Source organism: Klebsiella sp. G-Nf4, assembly GCF_002810615.1.
Classification (GTDB): Bacteria; Pseudomonadota; Gammaproteobacteria; order Enterobacterales; family Enterobacteriaceae; genus Klebsiella; species Klebsiella variicola.
In genome coordinates this window covers 99,914-113,706 of the sequence record NZ_PION01000003.1, presented here as the reverse complement: position 1 = coordinate 113,706, position 13,793 = coordinate 99,914, and the positions used below count along the sequence as shown (strand labels likewise).

The 13,793-nt window shown below is 61.8% G+C and carries 13 protein-coding genes; 7 read left to right on the top strand and 6 right to left on the bottom strand.

Features of this window, described 5'->3' with window-relative positions; genetic code table 11:
• Positions 1-98 precede the first annotated feature (98 nt).
• From CWM57_RS08730 to CWM57_RS08715, 4 genes are read left to right on the top strand one after another with little or no spacing between them, the layout of a single operon-like run.
• A complete protein-coding gene (locus tag CWM57_RS08730; protein ID WP_004180417.1) occupies positions 99-1,538 on the top strand; it encodes a circularly permuted type 2 ATP-grasp protein in 1,440 nt (479 codons plus the stop codon).
• Entirely contained in the window at positions 1,532-2,461 is a 930-nt protein-coding gene (locus CWM57_RS08725) for an alpha-E domain-containing protein (protein WP_002910835.1), read from the top strand. The genes CWM57_RS08730 and CWM57_RS08725 overlap by 7 nt, the downstream gene beginning before the upstream one ends.
• Positions 2,458-3,273, top strand: coding sequence for a transglutaminase family protein (locus CWM57_RS08720; protein ID WP_061154154.1), 816 nt, complete (start codon positions 2,458-2,460; stop codon positions 3,271-3,273). Before CWM57_RS08725 ends, CWM57_RS08720 begins: the two co-directional genes overlap by 4 nt.
• A gap of 16 nt (positions 3,274-3,289) precedes the next feature.
• Positions 3,290-4,036 carry a proteasome-type protease gene (locus tag CWM57_RS08715; RefSeq protein WP_100675401.1) on the top strand — a complete coding sequence of 249 codons (747 nt, stop codon included), beginning with the start codon at positions 3,290-3,292 and terminating at the stop codon, positions 4,034-4,036.
• A gap of 61 nt (positions 4,037-4,097) precedes the next feature.
• Here CWM57_RS08715 and CWM57_RS08710 read toward each other — a convergent pair whose 3' ends face one another.
• Genes CWM57_RS08710 through CWM57_RS08690 form a run of 5 tightly spaced genes read right to left on the bottom strand, consistent with a single transcriptional unit; the run spans position 4,098 to position 9,126 of the window.
• Positions 4,098-5,183 (bottom strand): ABC transporter ATP-binding protein, encoded by a 1,086-nt coding sequence (locus CWM57_RS08710; protein ID WP_100675402.1) that lies wholly within the window; start codon positions 5,181-5,183, stop codon positions 4,098-4,100.
• Positions 5,170-6,132 (bottom strand): carbohydrate kinase family protein, encoded by a 963-nt coding sequence (locus CWM57_RS08705; protein WP_100675403.1) that lies wholly within the window; start codon positions 6,130-6,132, stop codon positions 5,170-5,172. Before CWM57_RS08705 ends, CWM57_RS08710 begins: the two co-directional genes overlap by 14 nt.
• A gap of 2 nt (positions 6,133-6,134) precedes the next feature.
• Positions 6,135-6,974, bottom strand: coding sequence for a carbohydrate ABC transporter permease (locus tag CWM57_RS08700; protein ID WP_008804323.1), 840 nt, complete (start codon positions 6,972-6,974; stop codon positions 6,135-6,137).
• Positions 6,964-7,872 (bottom strand): carbohydrate ABC transporter permease, encoded by a 909-nt coding sequence (locus CWM57_RS08695; RefSeq protein WP_012541290.1) that lies wholly within the window; start codon positions 7,870-7,872, stop codon positions 6,964-6,966. Before CWM57_RS08695 ends, CWM57_RS08700 begins: the two co-directional genes overlap by 11 nt.
• A 9-nt stretch (positions 7,873-7,881) precedes the next feature.
• Complete coding sequence (locus tag CWM57_RS08690) at positions 7,882-9,126, bottom strand: extracellular solute-binding protein (RefSeq protein ID WP_008804325.1); 1,245 nt, start codon at positions 9,124-9,126, stop codon at positions 7,882-7,884.
• A gap of 214 nt (positions 9,127-9,340) precedes the next feature.
• Between CWM57_RS08690 and CWM57_RS08685 the strand changes: the two genes are divergently transcribed.
• From CWM57_RS08685 to CWM57_RS08675, 3 genes are all read left to right on the top strand, one after another.
• Entirely contained in the window at positions 9,341-10,549 is a 1,209-nt protein-coding gene (locus tag CWM57_RS08685; RefSeq protein ID WP_100675404.1) for an ROK family transcriptional regulator, read from the top strand.
• A 74-nt stretch (positions 10,550-10,623) separates the two neighbouring features.
• Positions 10,624-11,610 (top strand): fatty acid desaturase, encoded by a 987-nt coding sequence (locus CWM57_RS08680; protein ID WP_165784163.1) that lies wholly within the window; start codon positions 10,624-10,626, stop codon positions 11,608-11,610.
• Positions 11,603-12,403, top strand: a complete 801-nt coding sequence (locus CWM57_RS08675) for a phosphate/phosphite/phosphonate ABC transporter substrate-binding protein (protein WP_042947078.1) — start codon at positions 11,603-11,605, stop codon at positions 12,401-12,403. Before CWM57_RS08680 ends, CWM57_RS08675 begins: the two co-directional genes overlap by 8 nt.
• Positions 12,404-12,450: 47 nt before the next feature.
• On the opposite strand, the gene CWM57_RS08670 is transcribed toward CWM57_RS08675, so the two are convergent.
• The gene (locus tag CWM57_RS08670; RefSeq protein ID WP_227520638.1) at positions 12,451-13,767 is read right to left on the bottom strand and encodes an LLM class flavin-dependent oxidoreductase; all 1,317 of its coding nucleotides are present in this window, start codon (positions 13,765-13,767) and stop codon (positions 12,451-12,453) included.
• Between the last annotated feature and the right edge of the window lie 26 nt (positions 13,768-13,793).

Genomic DNA, 13,793 nt, shown 5'->3' with positions numbered 1-13,793 from the left:
AGATTTGCACAACGCCGCGGCGGCAGAGGACCTGGCATAATTAATGCTTATCTCTTACCGGGATTACCACAAAGTGAGTACAACCGGAGGGGATAGCCATGATTAAAATTACGCTACCTGACGGGCATTATTATGACGAGATGCTGACCGCGCAGGGTGAACAGCGGCCGCACTATAATGCCTGGTGGCAATGGTTTCGCAACACTGATCAATTCTCTATCCGGCAGAAAAAAGCGCAAGCGGAACTGCTTTTTCACCGTATCGGCATCACCTTTAACGTGTACGGCGAGGATGAGGGAACCGAGCGGCTGATCCCGTTTGATAGTGTGCCGCGGATCATACCCGCCGGGGAGTGGCAGCGCATTGACCGCGGTATTCGCCAGCGGGTGAAAGCGCTGAACGCCTTCCTCTATGACATCTATCATGAGCAGAATATCCTGCGCGCGGGGCTGATCCCGGCCGAGCAGGTGCTGGCCAACGAGCAGTATCAGCCGTGCATGCAGGGCATCAACCTGCCAAACAACACCTATGCCCATATCACCGGCGTCGATATGGTGCGCAATAACGACGGTCAGTACTACGTGCTGGAGGATAACCTGCGTACGCCGTCTGGCGTCTCCTACATGCTCGAAAACCGTAAGATGATGATGCGCCTCTATCCGGAGATGTTCGAACAGCATCACATTGCGCCGGTGGAGCGCTACCCGAGCTACCTCCTGCAGACCCTGCGCGAAAGCTCGCTGGTGGATGACCCTTGCGTCGTGGTGATGACCCCGGGGCGCTTCAACAGCGCCTACTTCGAGCACAGCTTCCTGGCGCAGCAGATGGGGGTCGAGCTGGTGGAGAGCGCCGACCTGTTCATTAAGAACGGCGCGGTGTATATGCGGACCACCGAGGGGCCGCGGCGGGTGGATGTGATTTATCGCCGCATCGATGACGCCTGGCTCGACCCGCTGGCCTTCCGCGCCGATTCGATGCTTGGCGTACCGGGGCTGCTGTCAGTCTATCGCGCCGGCGGCGTGGTGCTGGCCAACGCCATCGGCACCGGCGTCGCCGACGACAAATCAATCTATCCGTACGTTCCGGAGATGATCCGCTTTTACCTCGGTGAACAGCCGATCCTCAGTAATATCCCCACCTGGCAGTGCCGGAAAGCAGAGGACCTGCGCTATGTGCTGAGTAATCTCGAGCTGATGGTGGTCAAGGAGGTCCATGGCGCCGGGGGCTACGGCATGCTGGTTGGCCCGCGTTCGACCAAAGAGGAGCGAGAGGCCTTCCGCCAGCGCCTGCTGGCCAATCCGGCCAACTATATCGCCCAGGACACCCTCGCGCTGTCGACCTGTCCCACCTTCGTTGATGAAGGTCTGTCGCCGCGACATATCGATTTACGGCCCTACGTGCTGTCCGGGCAGGAGATGCGGCTGGTGCCCGGCGGCCTGACCCGCGTGGCGCTGACCGAAGGGTCGCTGGTGGTCAACTCGTCGCAGGGCGGCGGAACCAAGGATACCTGGGTGATGGAGGATGACGCATCATGCTAAGTCGTACGGCGAGTGAACTGTTCTGGATGGCCCGCTATCTCGAGCGGGCGGAAAGCTACGCCCGGGTACTGGACGTGACCTGGAAATTATCGATGATCCCCCGCCACAGCCAGCAGTCGCGGGATCTGGCGCTGCCGCTGAATTTGTCGATGACCCACGAGCTGTTTCAGGCGCGCCATGCCCGTTTTACCATGAGCAACCTGCTCAACTTTTTTGCCCTCGATGGCAACAACCCCTGCAGTATTTACAGCTGCGTGGAGATGGCGTGGAACAATGCGCACGCGGTGCGCGGCAGTCTGTCGGCCGAGGTGTGGGAGAGCATCAACGCCACCCGAATCGAGCTGCGAACCCTGCGCCAGCAGGGGTTGGGCGAACTGGGGAGCGACGGCTTTTTCGAGTGGGTGAAAGAGCGGGTGCATCTGTTTCGCGGGGCGGTGATCGGCACGCTGCTGCGCAACGACGCGCTGAGCTTTATCGGTATCGGCACGCTGATTGAGCGTGCGTTTGCCACCACCCAACTGCTGCTGATTAAGGATCAACAACTGACCAACGACCCGGATCCGGTGCGGGAATACTATCGACTGGATACCTTGCTCAATGCGGTCAGCGCCCGCGAAGCCTACAACAGCCTCTACCGCCAGCCGGTCAGTCGTGAAACGGTGATGGAGCTGCTGATCCTGCGTAACGATATTCCGCGTTCGCTGCGCGCCAGCATTGCCGATCTGGTCGGCGAGCTGGAGAAAATCGCCAACGATCGCTCCTATCAACCGCTGCGCCTGGCCCATCAGCTCAACGTTGACCTGCGCTTCAGCACCCGCGACGACCTGGCGCAGGCGGACCTGCAGACCACCCTTAACGGCCTGCTGGCGAGAATTAACGCGCTGTCCGACAGCATCAGACAAACCTATCTGGAGGCCTTATGAAACTGGTCATCGATCATCTCACCCGCTATGGCTACGATGAAGAAGTGAAGTTTTCCACCCAGTATCTGCGCCTGACGCCGCGCAGTACCGGCCGGCAGACCATCACCGCCTGGACGCTGACCCTGCCGGACGGGGCGGCGGTGACCACCACCGACGGCTGGGGCAATGTGCTGCATGTGCTGACGCTGGATAACCCGCACAAGGAGATCACTATCCGCGCCAGCGGGATTGTCGATATCGCCGACGAAGGGGAAGAGACGCGTGATGAAGAGGCCGAGCTGCTGTCGCCGCTGGTTTTTCTGCGCTGTACGCCGCTAACCCGCGCCGATACGGCGATCCGTGAGTTTGCCCAGCGCCTCTATCGTCCCGATGCAGCGGAAGAAAGTCTGAATCAACTGATGGCGGATCTGCTGTTAAGAATGCCATACTCCCCCGGCGCGACCCAGGTGCAGGACTCCGCCGCCGACGCTTTCGCCCGCGCGAAGGGGGTGTGCCAGGATCATACCCATGTTTTTCTGGCCTGCTGCCGCGCGCTGGAGATCCCGGCGCGCTACGTCAGCGGCTATGTTTACAGCGACAACGCTCAGCATGTGGCGATGCACGCCTGGGCGGAAGTCTGGCTCGACGGCCGCTGGCTGTCGTTTGATATCACCAATAATACCCGTCGTCTGAATCAGCATTTGCGGCTGGCGACCGGGCTGGATTATCTCGACGCCTGCCCGGTACGGGGCACCCGGCTGGGCGGCGGCGGGGAGATTATGTTAACCAACGCTGAAGTGCGCGAACAAAGCCAGCAGGCGCAGCAGCAATAATACGGGAAAAACCGCAATGACCTACTGTGTGGCCATGTGCCTGGCGGATGGACTGGTGTTTGCTTCCGACTCCCGCACCAACGCGGGCGTCGACCATATTGCCACTTTTAAAAAGCTGCACGTTTTCTATCAGGAGGGGGAACGGGTGCTGGTGCTGCAATCCGCTGGCAACCTGGCCACCACCCAGAGCGTGATAAGCCTGCTCAGCGCGCGCATCCGTACCCAGCAGGAGCCGAATCTGATGCAGGTCACTTCCCTCTACGACGCCGCGATGCTGATTGGTAAAACGCTGCTGGAGGTGATCCAGCGCGACAGCAGCAACCAGCAGAACTGCAGTAACACCAACTTCAACTGCAACCTGCTGCTTGGCGGCCAGATCGCCGGCGAAACCCATCGTCTGTTCCATATTTATCCGGAGGGCAACTTTATTGAAGCCACCCGCGACACGCCTTATTTCCAGATTGGTGAAAGCAAGTACGGCAAGCCGATCATCGATCGGGTGCTGACCGTCGATACGCCGCTGGAGCAGGCGATGTGCTGCGCGTTGATCTCCATTGACTCGACGCTGCGCAGTAATCTGTCCGTCGGCCTGCCGCTGGATACGCTGCTCTACCGCAGCGGCAGCCTGAGCAGTGCCGGGCAGCATCGCATCACCGACAGCGATCCCTACTTCAACCGCATCCGCAAGGCGTGGTCCGAAGGGCTGTTGCACACCTTCCAGACGCTGCCGACCTGGATCCCAGCGGAGCGGGAAGAGGAGTAGCCCTGGAACACGACCTCGCCCGGAGCCCGGCCACACGGATGATGACCGGCTCCCTTCGCCCTTAGCGCGTCTCCGCCAGCCGCTCGCCGCTGGCGGCATCAAACAGATGCAGGTTTTCGCGGCGGAGAGTCAGCCCCAGCGTCTGCTGCGCCGCGACCGCCACCCTGCCGGCAACCTGCACATGCACCGGAAAACCCTGCCAGTCGAGATGCAGCAGGGTGGATTCCCCCGTCACCTCCATGATGTTTACCGTTGCCGGCGCGCCATGCGCATCCGGCAGAATATCCTGTGGACGGAGACCGACAATCAGCGGGGCATCGCCCTGCTGCGCCACGGCCTGATGCCAGCGTTCGGCCAGCGGAAACCACAGCGCGCCGCAGGCGACGCCGGGCTGGCCGTCGCGCACGGCGCGCTGACCGGGCAGGAGATTCATCGGCGGGGAGCCGATAAAGCGGGCGACGAAGGTATTGCAGGGCTGGTCGTAAATGGCCAGCGGCGCCCCCTGCTGGACGATCTGCCCGTCGCGCATCACCACAATCTGATCGGCCAGGGTCATCGCCTCCACCTGGTCATGGGTGACATAGATCATGGTGGTATTGATGCGCTGGTGAAGGGATTTGATCTCCGCGCGCAGCTCCATCCGCAGCTGGGCGTCAAGGTTCGACAGCGGCTCATCGAACAGGAAAACCTGGGGGTTTCTGACCATTGCCCGGCCCATCGCCACCCGCTGGCGCTGGCCCCCGGAGAGCGCACGCGGATAGCGAGCCAGCAGTTTATCAATCCCCAGCAGGTTGGCGACCTGCTGCACTTTGCTTTTCTGTAACTGCTTATCCACCTTTTTGACCTGCATATGAAAGGCGAGATTTTCCGCCACCGTCAGGTGGGGGTAGAGCGCGTAGCTCTGAAAGACCATCGCCACATCGCGGTCGGCCGGATCCAGATCGTTGACCGGCCGCTTGTTCATCAGAATGGTGCCGCCGGAAAGCGTTTCGAGACCGGCCAGCAGGCGCAGCAGGGTCGACTTGCCGCATCCGGAAGGACCCACCAGCACGGTAAAGCTGCCGTCGGGGATGGTGAGGTCCAGCGGCTGGAGCACCGTCTGTTTGCCGTAGCGCTTGGCGACATCGATCAGTTCAACACTGGCCATCGGTGGCCTCCTCAAGGTGATGTTGCAGGGTATGCCAGTCGGGATAGCGGCGGGGGGAGGTGCCGATCGCCTGCGCGGCGACGGTATTTCCCCAGCGCAGCGCGGCCGCCGCAGGTTTACCGCTCAGCAGTGCGGCAAGGAATCCTGCGTTAAAGCTGTCGCCAGCCCCGATGGTATCGATCACGGTGACTGGCCGGGTCGGCGCATGGTGATGGCCGTCGGTCGTCCAGCAGTCCGCGCCGTCGGCGCCGCGCTTCACCACGCACCCGCCGCGGCCGCTGAGCCGTGCCGCCAGGGCTGTGGCGGCTTCGGCGAGGGTCAGGTGGCCGGCCAGCTGCAGGGTTTCAAGGTCGTTGAGCAACAGCCAGTCGCAGTCGCCCAGCCAGCGGTCGACCTCATGACGCAGCGGGTCGCTCCAGCCCTGAGGTGGCCAGCCGGTATCGACGGCGAGGGTAAACCCGCGCTGGCGGAGCGTGGCGAGCAGCTGCGGATAGTCGGACAGCAGCCCGGTACAGAGAAAGGTACCGCAGAGCAACACGATATCGCCCTCGCCAGCGGCGGCCGGCAGCTGGCTCAGCACATCCCCGGCGGTCAGGCGGGTAATATGTCCGTGGTTGCTGAGGAAGGAGCGTTCTTTGTTGGGATGGGTGATCGCCACCGTCAGCGAAGTTTCACAGGGATACTGCGGCCAGCGATCGCTGCCGCCGGGAAACTGTGCCGCCAGCCACGGAGTAAACGCGTCGTCGCCCTGACAGCCGACCGCGCAGTGCGGAAGCTGCATGGCGGCGGCGGCCAGCGCGCAGTTGCCGGCAGAGCCGCCGGGCCGCAGCGCGCTGTGCTCGAGCATCATCTCAGTCCCCTGGGCAGGCCAGTGGGTCAGGGTTCCCATCACTAAGTCAATATTGTAATTGCCCACGATATAGAGCACAGGTGTCCTGGTGTTATCCATAGTTATCCTTTACTTCCCCCGTTGGTGAGGCCGCTGACCAGCGATTTTTGCAGCCAGATAGCAATCAACAGCGGAGGGACTGAGGCCAGTATGCCGACCGCCGCCACCAGTCCGTCATCGGTGGCGCGGCCGGCGGTGAAGCCGGCGATGGTCACCGGCAGCGTTTGGGCGGCGAGGTTGCTGGTGAACAGTAGCGCATAGAAAAACTCGTCCCACGCCAGCAGCCAGCCGAACAGCGCGGCGGCGCCAAGCATCGGTTTCGCCAGCGGCAGAGTGATGCGCAGCAGGACCTGCCAGATGCGCAGACCGTCAAGCCGGGCCGCCTGCTCGATATCCTGCGGCAGGGTATCGAACTGGTTTTTGACCATCCACGTCAGAAACGGCACGATCAGCGAGCAGTAGACCAGCACCAGCCCGCTGCGGGTGTTGAGCAGGCCAAAGTGTTCCAGAATAAAATAGAGCGGCAGCACAAAGGCCACGGGCGGCACCATATAGATGCCGAGGCCGGCGTACAGCCAGCCGTCGCGGCCGGGATAACGGGAAAAGCTGAAGGCGGCGGGGATCGCCAGCAACAGCGACACCAGCGTCGCGCCGGCGGCCACCAGCAGGCTGTTGCCCAGCGCGGGAAGAAACAGCGCCCCGGGTTCGCCAGGGGCCAGCGACAGCAGGTGGCCATAGCGGCTGAAGTCCCACTGCCGCGGGAGCCATTCCAGCGGGACGCGGGTGAGGTCCGCGGTGGTGCTGACGCTCATCAAAAACAGCCACAGCATCGGGGCGAGGATCGAGATCGCCACCGCCAGCGCCGCCAGGTAACGCAGCACGATGTACCCTTTACGCTTCATCATCAACACTCCGGCGCCGCTGACGCAGCAGCAAAAACAGATACAGGGCTATCAGCACGGCGCACATCAGGCTCATCAGCATGGCGTAGGCCGCGCCGCTGCCGGCGCGCAGGTAGCTGAAGGACTCCTGATAAACAAAAAAGCTCAGCGTTTTGGTGCTGTCGAGCGGGCCGCCGCGGGTCATCACATAGATAATGTCGAACACTTTGAAGGCATCGATGGTGCGTAGCACCAGCGCGACGCCAAGGGGACCCACAATGGCCGGAAAGGTAATGGCGCGAAAACGCCGCCAGGCCGAGGCGCCGTCGAGCCGCGCCGCCTCGTACAGATCGTCGGGAACGGACTGCAGGGCGGCCAGCACCAGCAGGGTGACCAGCGGGTAGTTTTTCCAGATATCCGCCAGCATCACCGCGTGCAGCGCAGAATCCGGCGAACCCAGCCAGCTGCGATAGCTGTCAATCAGCCCCAGCTGGCTGAGCAGGGCATTAACGCTGCCATAGTCGGGATTAAAGTTAAGCCGCCACATCATGGCGTTGACGATAGTCGGCAACGCCCACGGCAGGATCACCAGCACCCGCAGGACATTTCGCCCGACAAAACGCTGATTCAACAACAGCGCCACCAGTACGCCGATCGCCCCCTCAATCGCCACCGAGACCACGGTGAAATAGAGCGTTCGCGCGAAGGCCGCGCGAAAGTCCGGGTCGGTCAGGGCATAAAGATAATTATCCAGCCAGACATAGTGGGTCGCCTCGCCGCTTCCCGCCAGCGCGGTATCGGTAAAACTCAGCCACAGCGTGCGCGCCAGCGGCCATGCGGTGAGGATAAACATCGCGATAAGCATGGGCGCTAACAGCACCCATGCCTGACGATGCTCGCGTCGTTGCAGACTCAGCATCATGCCTCCTTAACGCAGACGGGCCGCGCTGGTGTCGACCGCCTTGAGGGCGACGTCGGGCGTGGCTTTACCCTGCAATACTGACTGAAGCTGCTGTTGCAGGGTATTTGACAGGCGCGAGTAATCTGCCGTTTCGGGACGAGAGAGCATCACGTTCAACGACTTGTCGGCGGCGGCGATCAGGCTTTCCTGGCCTTTGGCAACGGCAGGATCCTGGTACGAGGCTTTCCACACCGGCAAGCTCAGTTTGGCATACTTGTCCTGTACCGGCTGGGAGGTCAGATAGTGAATATACTGCCAGGCCTCTTCCGGATGCTGACTGGCTTTGGCGATGCCCAGCCCCATTGAACCGTTGACGGCGCCGGGTTTATCCGGGGTATCGCCTGGGGCGGGGACAATGCCAACATCACCTGCGACTTTACTCTGTTTCGGATCGTTGGCCATGTTGTACATATAGGTCCAGTTGAGCGCAAAGGCGGCGTCGCCATTGGAGAAAGCCTTACGCACATCCTCCTCAAGGTATTCACGTGAGGCCGGGTTGCTCAGCCCCTGATCGAGCGAGGTTTTCATCAGCGTGACCGCTTTCAGCGAGGCGGGCGTCGAAAAATCGAGCTTGCCGTTCTGGTAGAAGCTCCCGCCGAAGCCGGAGACGAGGGTGGTGTAATCGCAGACCAGCGCTTCCGCTTGCGACCAGCTCCAGACCAGAGGATATTTAACGATCCCTTTGTCCTTAAGCACTTTGGCGTCGTCCATTACCTGCTGCCAGCTGGCAGGCGGTGTTTTGATCCCCGCTTTGTCCAGCATGGCTTTGTTGTAGTACAGATATTTGGTGTCGAGGATCCACGGCATGCCGAGGGTTTTGCCTTGATACACCACGGTATTCATCGCCCCGGGGAAAATCTTTTCGCGCTCGTCGGCGGCAATCCGTGAGGAGACATCCTGCAGCAGATCAAAGCGGCTAAACTCCGCCGGCCAGATCGCGTCGAACAGCACCACATCGTAGCCGTTACCCCCCGCGCCGCGGGCGGCGACGATCTTGTCGTGCAGCGCTTCATAGGGGACGAATTCGAGGTTGACCTTCACGTCAGGGTGTTGCTTTTCGAAGTCACTGGTCATCGCGCGAATGTCGTTTTCGCTATAGGCCGCCTGGGTCATGAACAGGGCATTAATCTGGGTCGCTGCGCTGACGCTCCCGCTGATAACGAGCATCGCCAGCAGACAGGCGTTGACCCGTAGTGCGCTGTGGTATTTCATCTTTGCTCTCCGCTGTGCTGTACTGAAAGGGGTTATGATTTATTAAATCAATTTGATTGATTTAATCAGGGCGACACTATCGGCAACATCTCCCGAGTGGCCCCAGCACTAAGCGTAGCAAAGGGTATGCCATCGCGAAGGCTCGCCTGCGCGGGTCGTTGTCAGAACTGTGATGCCGGCTAAAATTTCACCAGTCCAGCCTGGAAGGGAAACGATGAAAACATCAGGTACAAACCTTGAACATGCCCGGGTCCATAACCGCCGGGTGATCATTGAGGCGGTGCGTTTACATGGCGAGCTGACCCGCGCCGAGCTGGCGCGGCTGACCGCGCTGACCCCGCAGACCGTGTCGAATATTGTGGCGGAGCTGGAGCAGATGGATCTCCTGACCAGCCACCAACCGCGGCGCGCCAGCGGCCGTGGACAGCCAGCGGTGCCGGTGAGCCTCAATCCCGCCAGCGCCTGGTCAATTGGCATCCATCTTGATCATCAGACGCTGATTGTGGTGCTGGTGGATCTGGCCGGCGAGGTCCATTTTCGCCGACTCATTCTGGTGCAAAAGCCCCAGCCTGGTGCGACCTTTGCCCGCCTCGCTGAGGTGCTGGATGAGATCCGTGCGCTGCCGACGCTGGACTGGTCGCGGGTGCTGGGGATGGGGGTCGTGATGCCGGGGCCGTTTGGCGTGGAAGGGATCTCGTCGACGGGGCCCACGACGCTCAACGGCTGGGAAGGGGTCGACGTAGCGGCGGAGCTCGGGCGACTCAGCGGCCTGCCGGTGACCCTCGAAAACGACGCCACGGTGGCCGCCATTGGCGAACGCTTTCACGGCGTGGCGCGGCAGCTCAACTCTTTTGTCTATCTCTATATTGGCACCGGTCTGGGCGCCGGTATTTTTACCGATGGTCATGTGTATACTGGCCATGCCCATAACGCCGGTGAGGTCGGGCATATCGTGGTCGCGCCGAACGGTCGCCCTTGCTATTGCGGGAATGAGGGATGCCTTGAGCGCTATGTTTCGCTGCAGGCGGCCTATGAGTTTTGCGGCCTCGACCCCTATCGCGCGCTGCCGGAAGATCTGCTGTCGGTGGACGCTGCGCTTTTCGACCAGTGGATCATCAGCATCCTGGCGCCGTTGCGTCAGGCGATCAATTTGCTGGAGTGCGTCTTCGATGCCGAGACGGTGGTGGTGGGCGGTATGATGCCCGCCCCCTTGCTGGAGAAAGTGCTGGCGCGGCTGCCGCCGCTGTATCAGTCTGTGCGCGGGCGTTACCTGCCGGCGCAGCGTGTCAAAATGGGGATGACCGGCACCGATACCGCCGCGCTGGGCGCCGCTGCGCTGCCAATCTTTGATGAATTTAATCCGCAGTTTCAGGTGTTGATGAAAGCGGTGAATACAAACGCGCTTTTTGGCAAAGCTAAGTAAATTAAATACTTTGTTATTTAACGTGTTATCTCACATCTTCGGAGGGAATGAGGCAACAGGGCAAGGTATCGGAAGTGACGGAAAAGAAGACGGCTGTCTATGTGGATGACCAACAGCGCATCCTGATCCGCCAGCTGGCGCGCAGCTGGCTGTGGCGCAGCGAGCTGCCGACATGGCTGCTGATAGTGACGGTTTACGGCGGCTGGTTTGCCTGCGTGGCGGGCTGGCAGACGCTGGGTTTGATGCCGGCCACGCTGCTGCTGATCTGGTTTACCACCTGGTATATGTCCTTACAGCACGAGCTTATCCATGGGCATCCCACCCGGCTGGCATGGTTTAACCAGCTGTTGGGGACGCTGCCGCTGGCGGTCTGGTATCCCTATGGCATCTACCGCGACAGCCACCTGGCGCACCATCGCAACCATCTGCTGACGCACCCCGAGGACGACCCTGAATCGTACTATGTGACGGCGGAAAGCTGGCAGCGCTTCTCTGCCTGGCAGCGCCGCCTTATCCACCTGCGCAACACCTTCTGGGGGCGTCTGCTGCTGGCGCCGCTGATGGATATTATTCATACCCTGAACAGCGCGCTGCGGGCTTTCCGCGAGGGTGACCGCCGCGCTATCGCCATGTGGAGTCTGCATCTGTTGCTGCTGACGGGCCTGCTGACCTGGATGGCGGCGCAGGGTTTTTCCCCACTGTGGTTTGTGCTGGCGGTGAGCTACCCGGCGCTGGCCCTGACCAAAGTGCGCTCTTTTCTCGAACACCGCGCCGCGGATGACCCGCTGGCCCGCTCGGTGATCAACGAGGCCGGGCTCCCCTGGCGGGTGCTGTTCCTCAATCTCAATTACCATGCGGTGCATCATGACCTGCCCGGCGTCCCCTGGTACGGTTTACGTCGGCTGTATCTGCATCGCCAGACGGCTTATCTGCAGCGTAATCAGGGGTTCCTGGTGCGCGGGTACGGTGAGTGGCGACGCCATTTTGGCCGCCGGGCGGTGGCGGTGAACGCCCATCCGGGCTTTGGCGAGCAGGCGCAAGCGGGAGGAGAACATGGCTGAACGTATGACCTTCCCGATGTATGCCATCCACCGTCAACAGACCCAGGCCCTGTGGCAGGCGGTGCAGTCGCTGCTGGCCGAACGCGGCGTGACCGTGACGGGAGACCCTCCGGCGGCTGACCCCGAGGATCTGCTGGACCACTGGCGCCAGCCGACGCTGTTGCTGAGCCAGACCTGCGGCTACCCGCTGGTGACCCAGCTGCCGGAGGTGCAGACGGTGGGCTGTTTCCACTACGCCGCGCCCGGTTGTGAAGGGCGTCGCTACCGCAGCCTGTTGGTGGTCCGCGAAGCGGATAGTCACCGGATGCTGGGGGACTTTTTTGGCCGTCGGGCCGCGTGCAATGCCGAGCACTCGCAGTCCGGCTACAACGTGCTGCGTAAAATGGTCGCGCCGCTCTCCCGGGAGGGGCGATTTTTTTCGGCGGTGGTGTTCAGCGGCAGCCATCGGCAGTCGCTGCGCGAGCTGCAGCAGGAAAACGCCGATATCGCCGCCATAGACTGCGTGACCTACGCGCTGCTGCAGCGCCATCAGCCGCAGGCCCTGGCAGGCCTGGTGGCGATCGGCTGGAGCCCGGCCGCGCCAGGGCTGCCGCTGATCACCGCCGGCGCCACTCCGGCGGCGACGCTGAATAGCCTGCGCGAGGCGCTCCAGCAGTTAGTGAGCGATGCGCGCTATCGTCCCCTGTGCGATGCCTTGCTGATCTGCGGCTATAGCGATATGCCGCGGGAGGCCTATGCGCCGCTGCTGGCGTGGCGGGATGAGGCCGCGGCGCTGGGAGTCAGCCAGCTATAGGTAAAATGCCCCGGCCAGCGGTCTGTGCCGGGGCGGGCCACGCCGGGCTACGGCGCGGTGAAGCGGTTTTCCACCGCGGGCAGACCGAGCTTTTCACGCAGGGTGCCGGGTGGATAGCGATCGCGCATAACGCCGTTACGCTGCAGAATCGGCACCACCTGGTCAACAAAGCGGTCAAAGTCTCCCGGCAGCAGCGGGAACATCAGGTTGAACCCATCAGCGGCGCCCGCCTGCCAGGTCTCCGTTAAGGTGGCGGCAATCTCCTCGGCGCTGCCCAGCAGCAGCCAGCTATCGGAACTCTGTAATAACAATTTCCCCAACTCCAGCAGGGTGAGCCGCGGATCGTACTGGCGGATAAGCTTCAGCGCCGTGCGGATGCCATCAAAGCTCTCTTCATCGGGGAGCGGCGGCAGGGGTTGGTCCCGTGGCAGGGTGCTGAGATCCATCCGAAGATAAGAGGAGAGCAGGTCGATAGCCATCTGGTCGCTCATCAGCTGCTCGTTAAGCTGCTGGCGGGCCGCCTTTTCCTCGCTGGAATTCACCACCACCGGCAGGACCCCGGCGATAATTTTGAAATGGGCCGGATCTCGCCCGTGCTGACGCAGCCGCTGGTTCATCTCTTCGCGATAGGCCAGCCCCTCGGCGATCGAGTGAATAAACACGAAGTGCATATCAGACCAGGCGGCGGCCAGCGCTTTTCCCGCCTCTGAAGAGCCAGCCTGCACCAGCAGCGGATGGCCCTGCGGCGGGCGAGGGACGTTGAGCGGGCCGCGCACGCGAAAGTACTCGCCCTGATAGTCGAGGTGATGCACCTTGCCGGCATCGGCGAATAATCCGTGCGCTTTATCGAAGATCGCCGCGCCATCTTCCCAGGAATCCCACAGGCGAGTGACCACGTCGATGAATTCATTGGCCCGCTGGTAGCGGGTGCCGTGGCGGGGAAGCTGCTCCAGACCGAAGTTTGCCGCCTCTTCTTCCAGCCACGACGTCACCACATTCCAGCTGGCCCGGCCATTGCTGAGGAAATCCAGCGAGGCAAAGTAGCGCGCCAGGTTATAGGGTTCGTTATAGGATGTCGACGCGGTGGCCATCAGACCGATATGCTCCGTCACCGCGGCGAGGGCGGAGAGCAGCGTCAGGGGTTCAAGCCGGGCGTTGGCATAGTGGGTCAGGCCGCTGGGCACCGTATCCCACACCGCGATATGGTCGGCGACAAAGATAGCGTCCAGGGTCGCCGCTTCGGCCTTGCGCGCCAGACTGGCGTAATAGTTGAGGGTAAATATTTCCGCTTCTGGTGCGTCAGGGTGACGCCAGGAGAAACGGTAATCCCCCTGCGGGTTATAAAAGAACAGGTTCAGGATCATGTGTCGGGTAGACATAGCGTGGACTC

Bases quoted from the DNA above. Each gene is read 5' to 3' on its own strand.
- CWM57_RS08730 (WP_004180417.1), top strand. From the start codon at position 99: ATGATTAAAATTACGCTACCTGACGGGCATTATTATGACGAGATGCTG.
- CWM57_RS08725 (WP_002910835.1), top strand. From the start codon at position 1,532: ATGCTAAGTCGTACGGCGAGTGAACTGTTCTGGATGGCCCGCTATCTC.
- CWM57_RS08720 (WP_061154154.1), top strand. From the start codon at position 2,458: ATGAAACTGGTCATCGATCATCTCACCCGCTATGGCTACGATGAAGAA.
- CWM57_RS08715 (WP_100675401.1), top strand. From the start codon at position 3,290: ATGACCTACTGTGTGGCCATGTGCCTGGCGGATGGACTGGTGTTTGCT.
- CWM57_RS08710 (WP_100675402.1), bottom strand. From the start codon at position 5,183: ATGGCCAGTGTTGAACTGATCGATGTCGCCAAGCGCTACGGCAAACAG.
- CWM57_RS08705 (WP_100675403.1), bottom strand. From the start codon at position 6,132: ATGGATAACACCAGGACACCTGTGCTCTATATCGTGGGCAATTACAAT.
- CWM57_RS08700 (WP_008804323.1), bottom strand. From the start codon at position 6,974: ATGAAGCGTAAAGGGTACATCGTGCTGCGTTACCTGGCGGCGCTGGCG.
- CWM57_RS08695 (WP_012541290.1), bottom strand. From the start codon at position 7,872: ATGCTGAGTCTGCAACGACGCGAGCATCGTCAGGCATGGGTGCTGTTA.
- CWM57_RS08690 (WP_008804325.1), bottom strand. From the start codon at position 9,126: ATGAAATACCACAGCGCACTACGGGTCAACGCCTGTCTGCTGGCGATG.
- CWM57_RS08685 (WP_100675404.1), top strand. From the start codon at position 9,341: ATGAAAACATCAGGTACAAACCTTGAACATGCCCGGGTCCATAACCGC.
- CWM57_RS08675 (WP_042947078.1), top strand. From the start codon at position 11,603: ATGGCTGAACGTATGACCTTCCCGATGTATGCCATCCACCGTCAACAG.
- CWM57_RS08670 (WP_227520638.1), bottom strand. From the start codon at position 13,767: ATGATCCTGAACCTGTTCTTTTATAACCCGCAGGGGGATTACCGTTTC.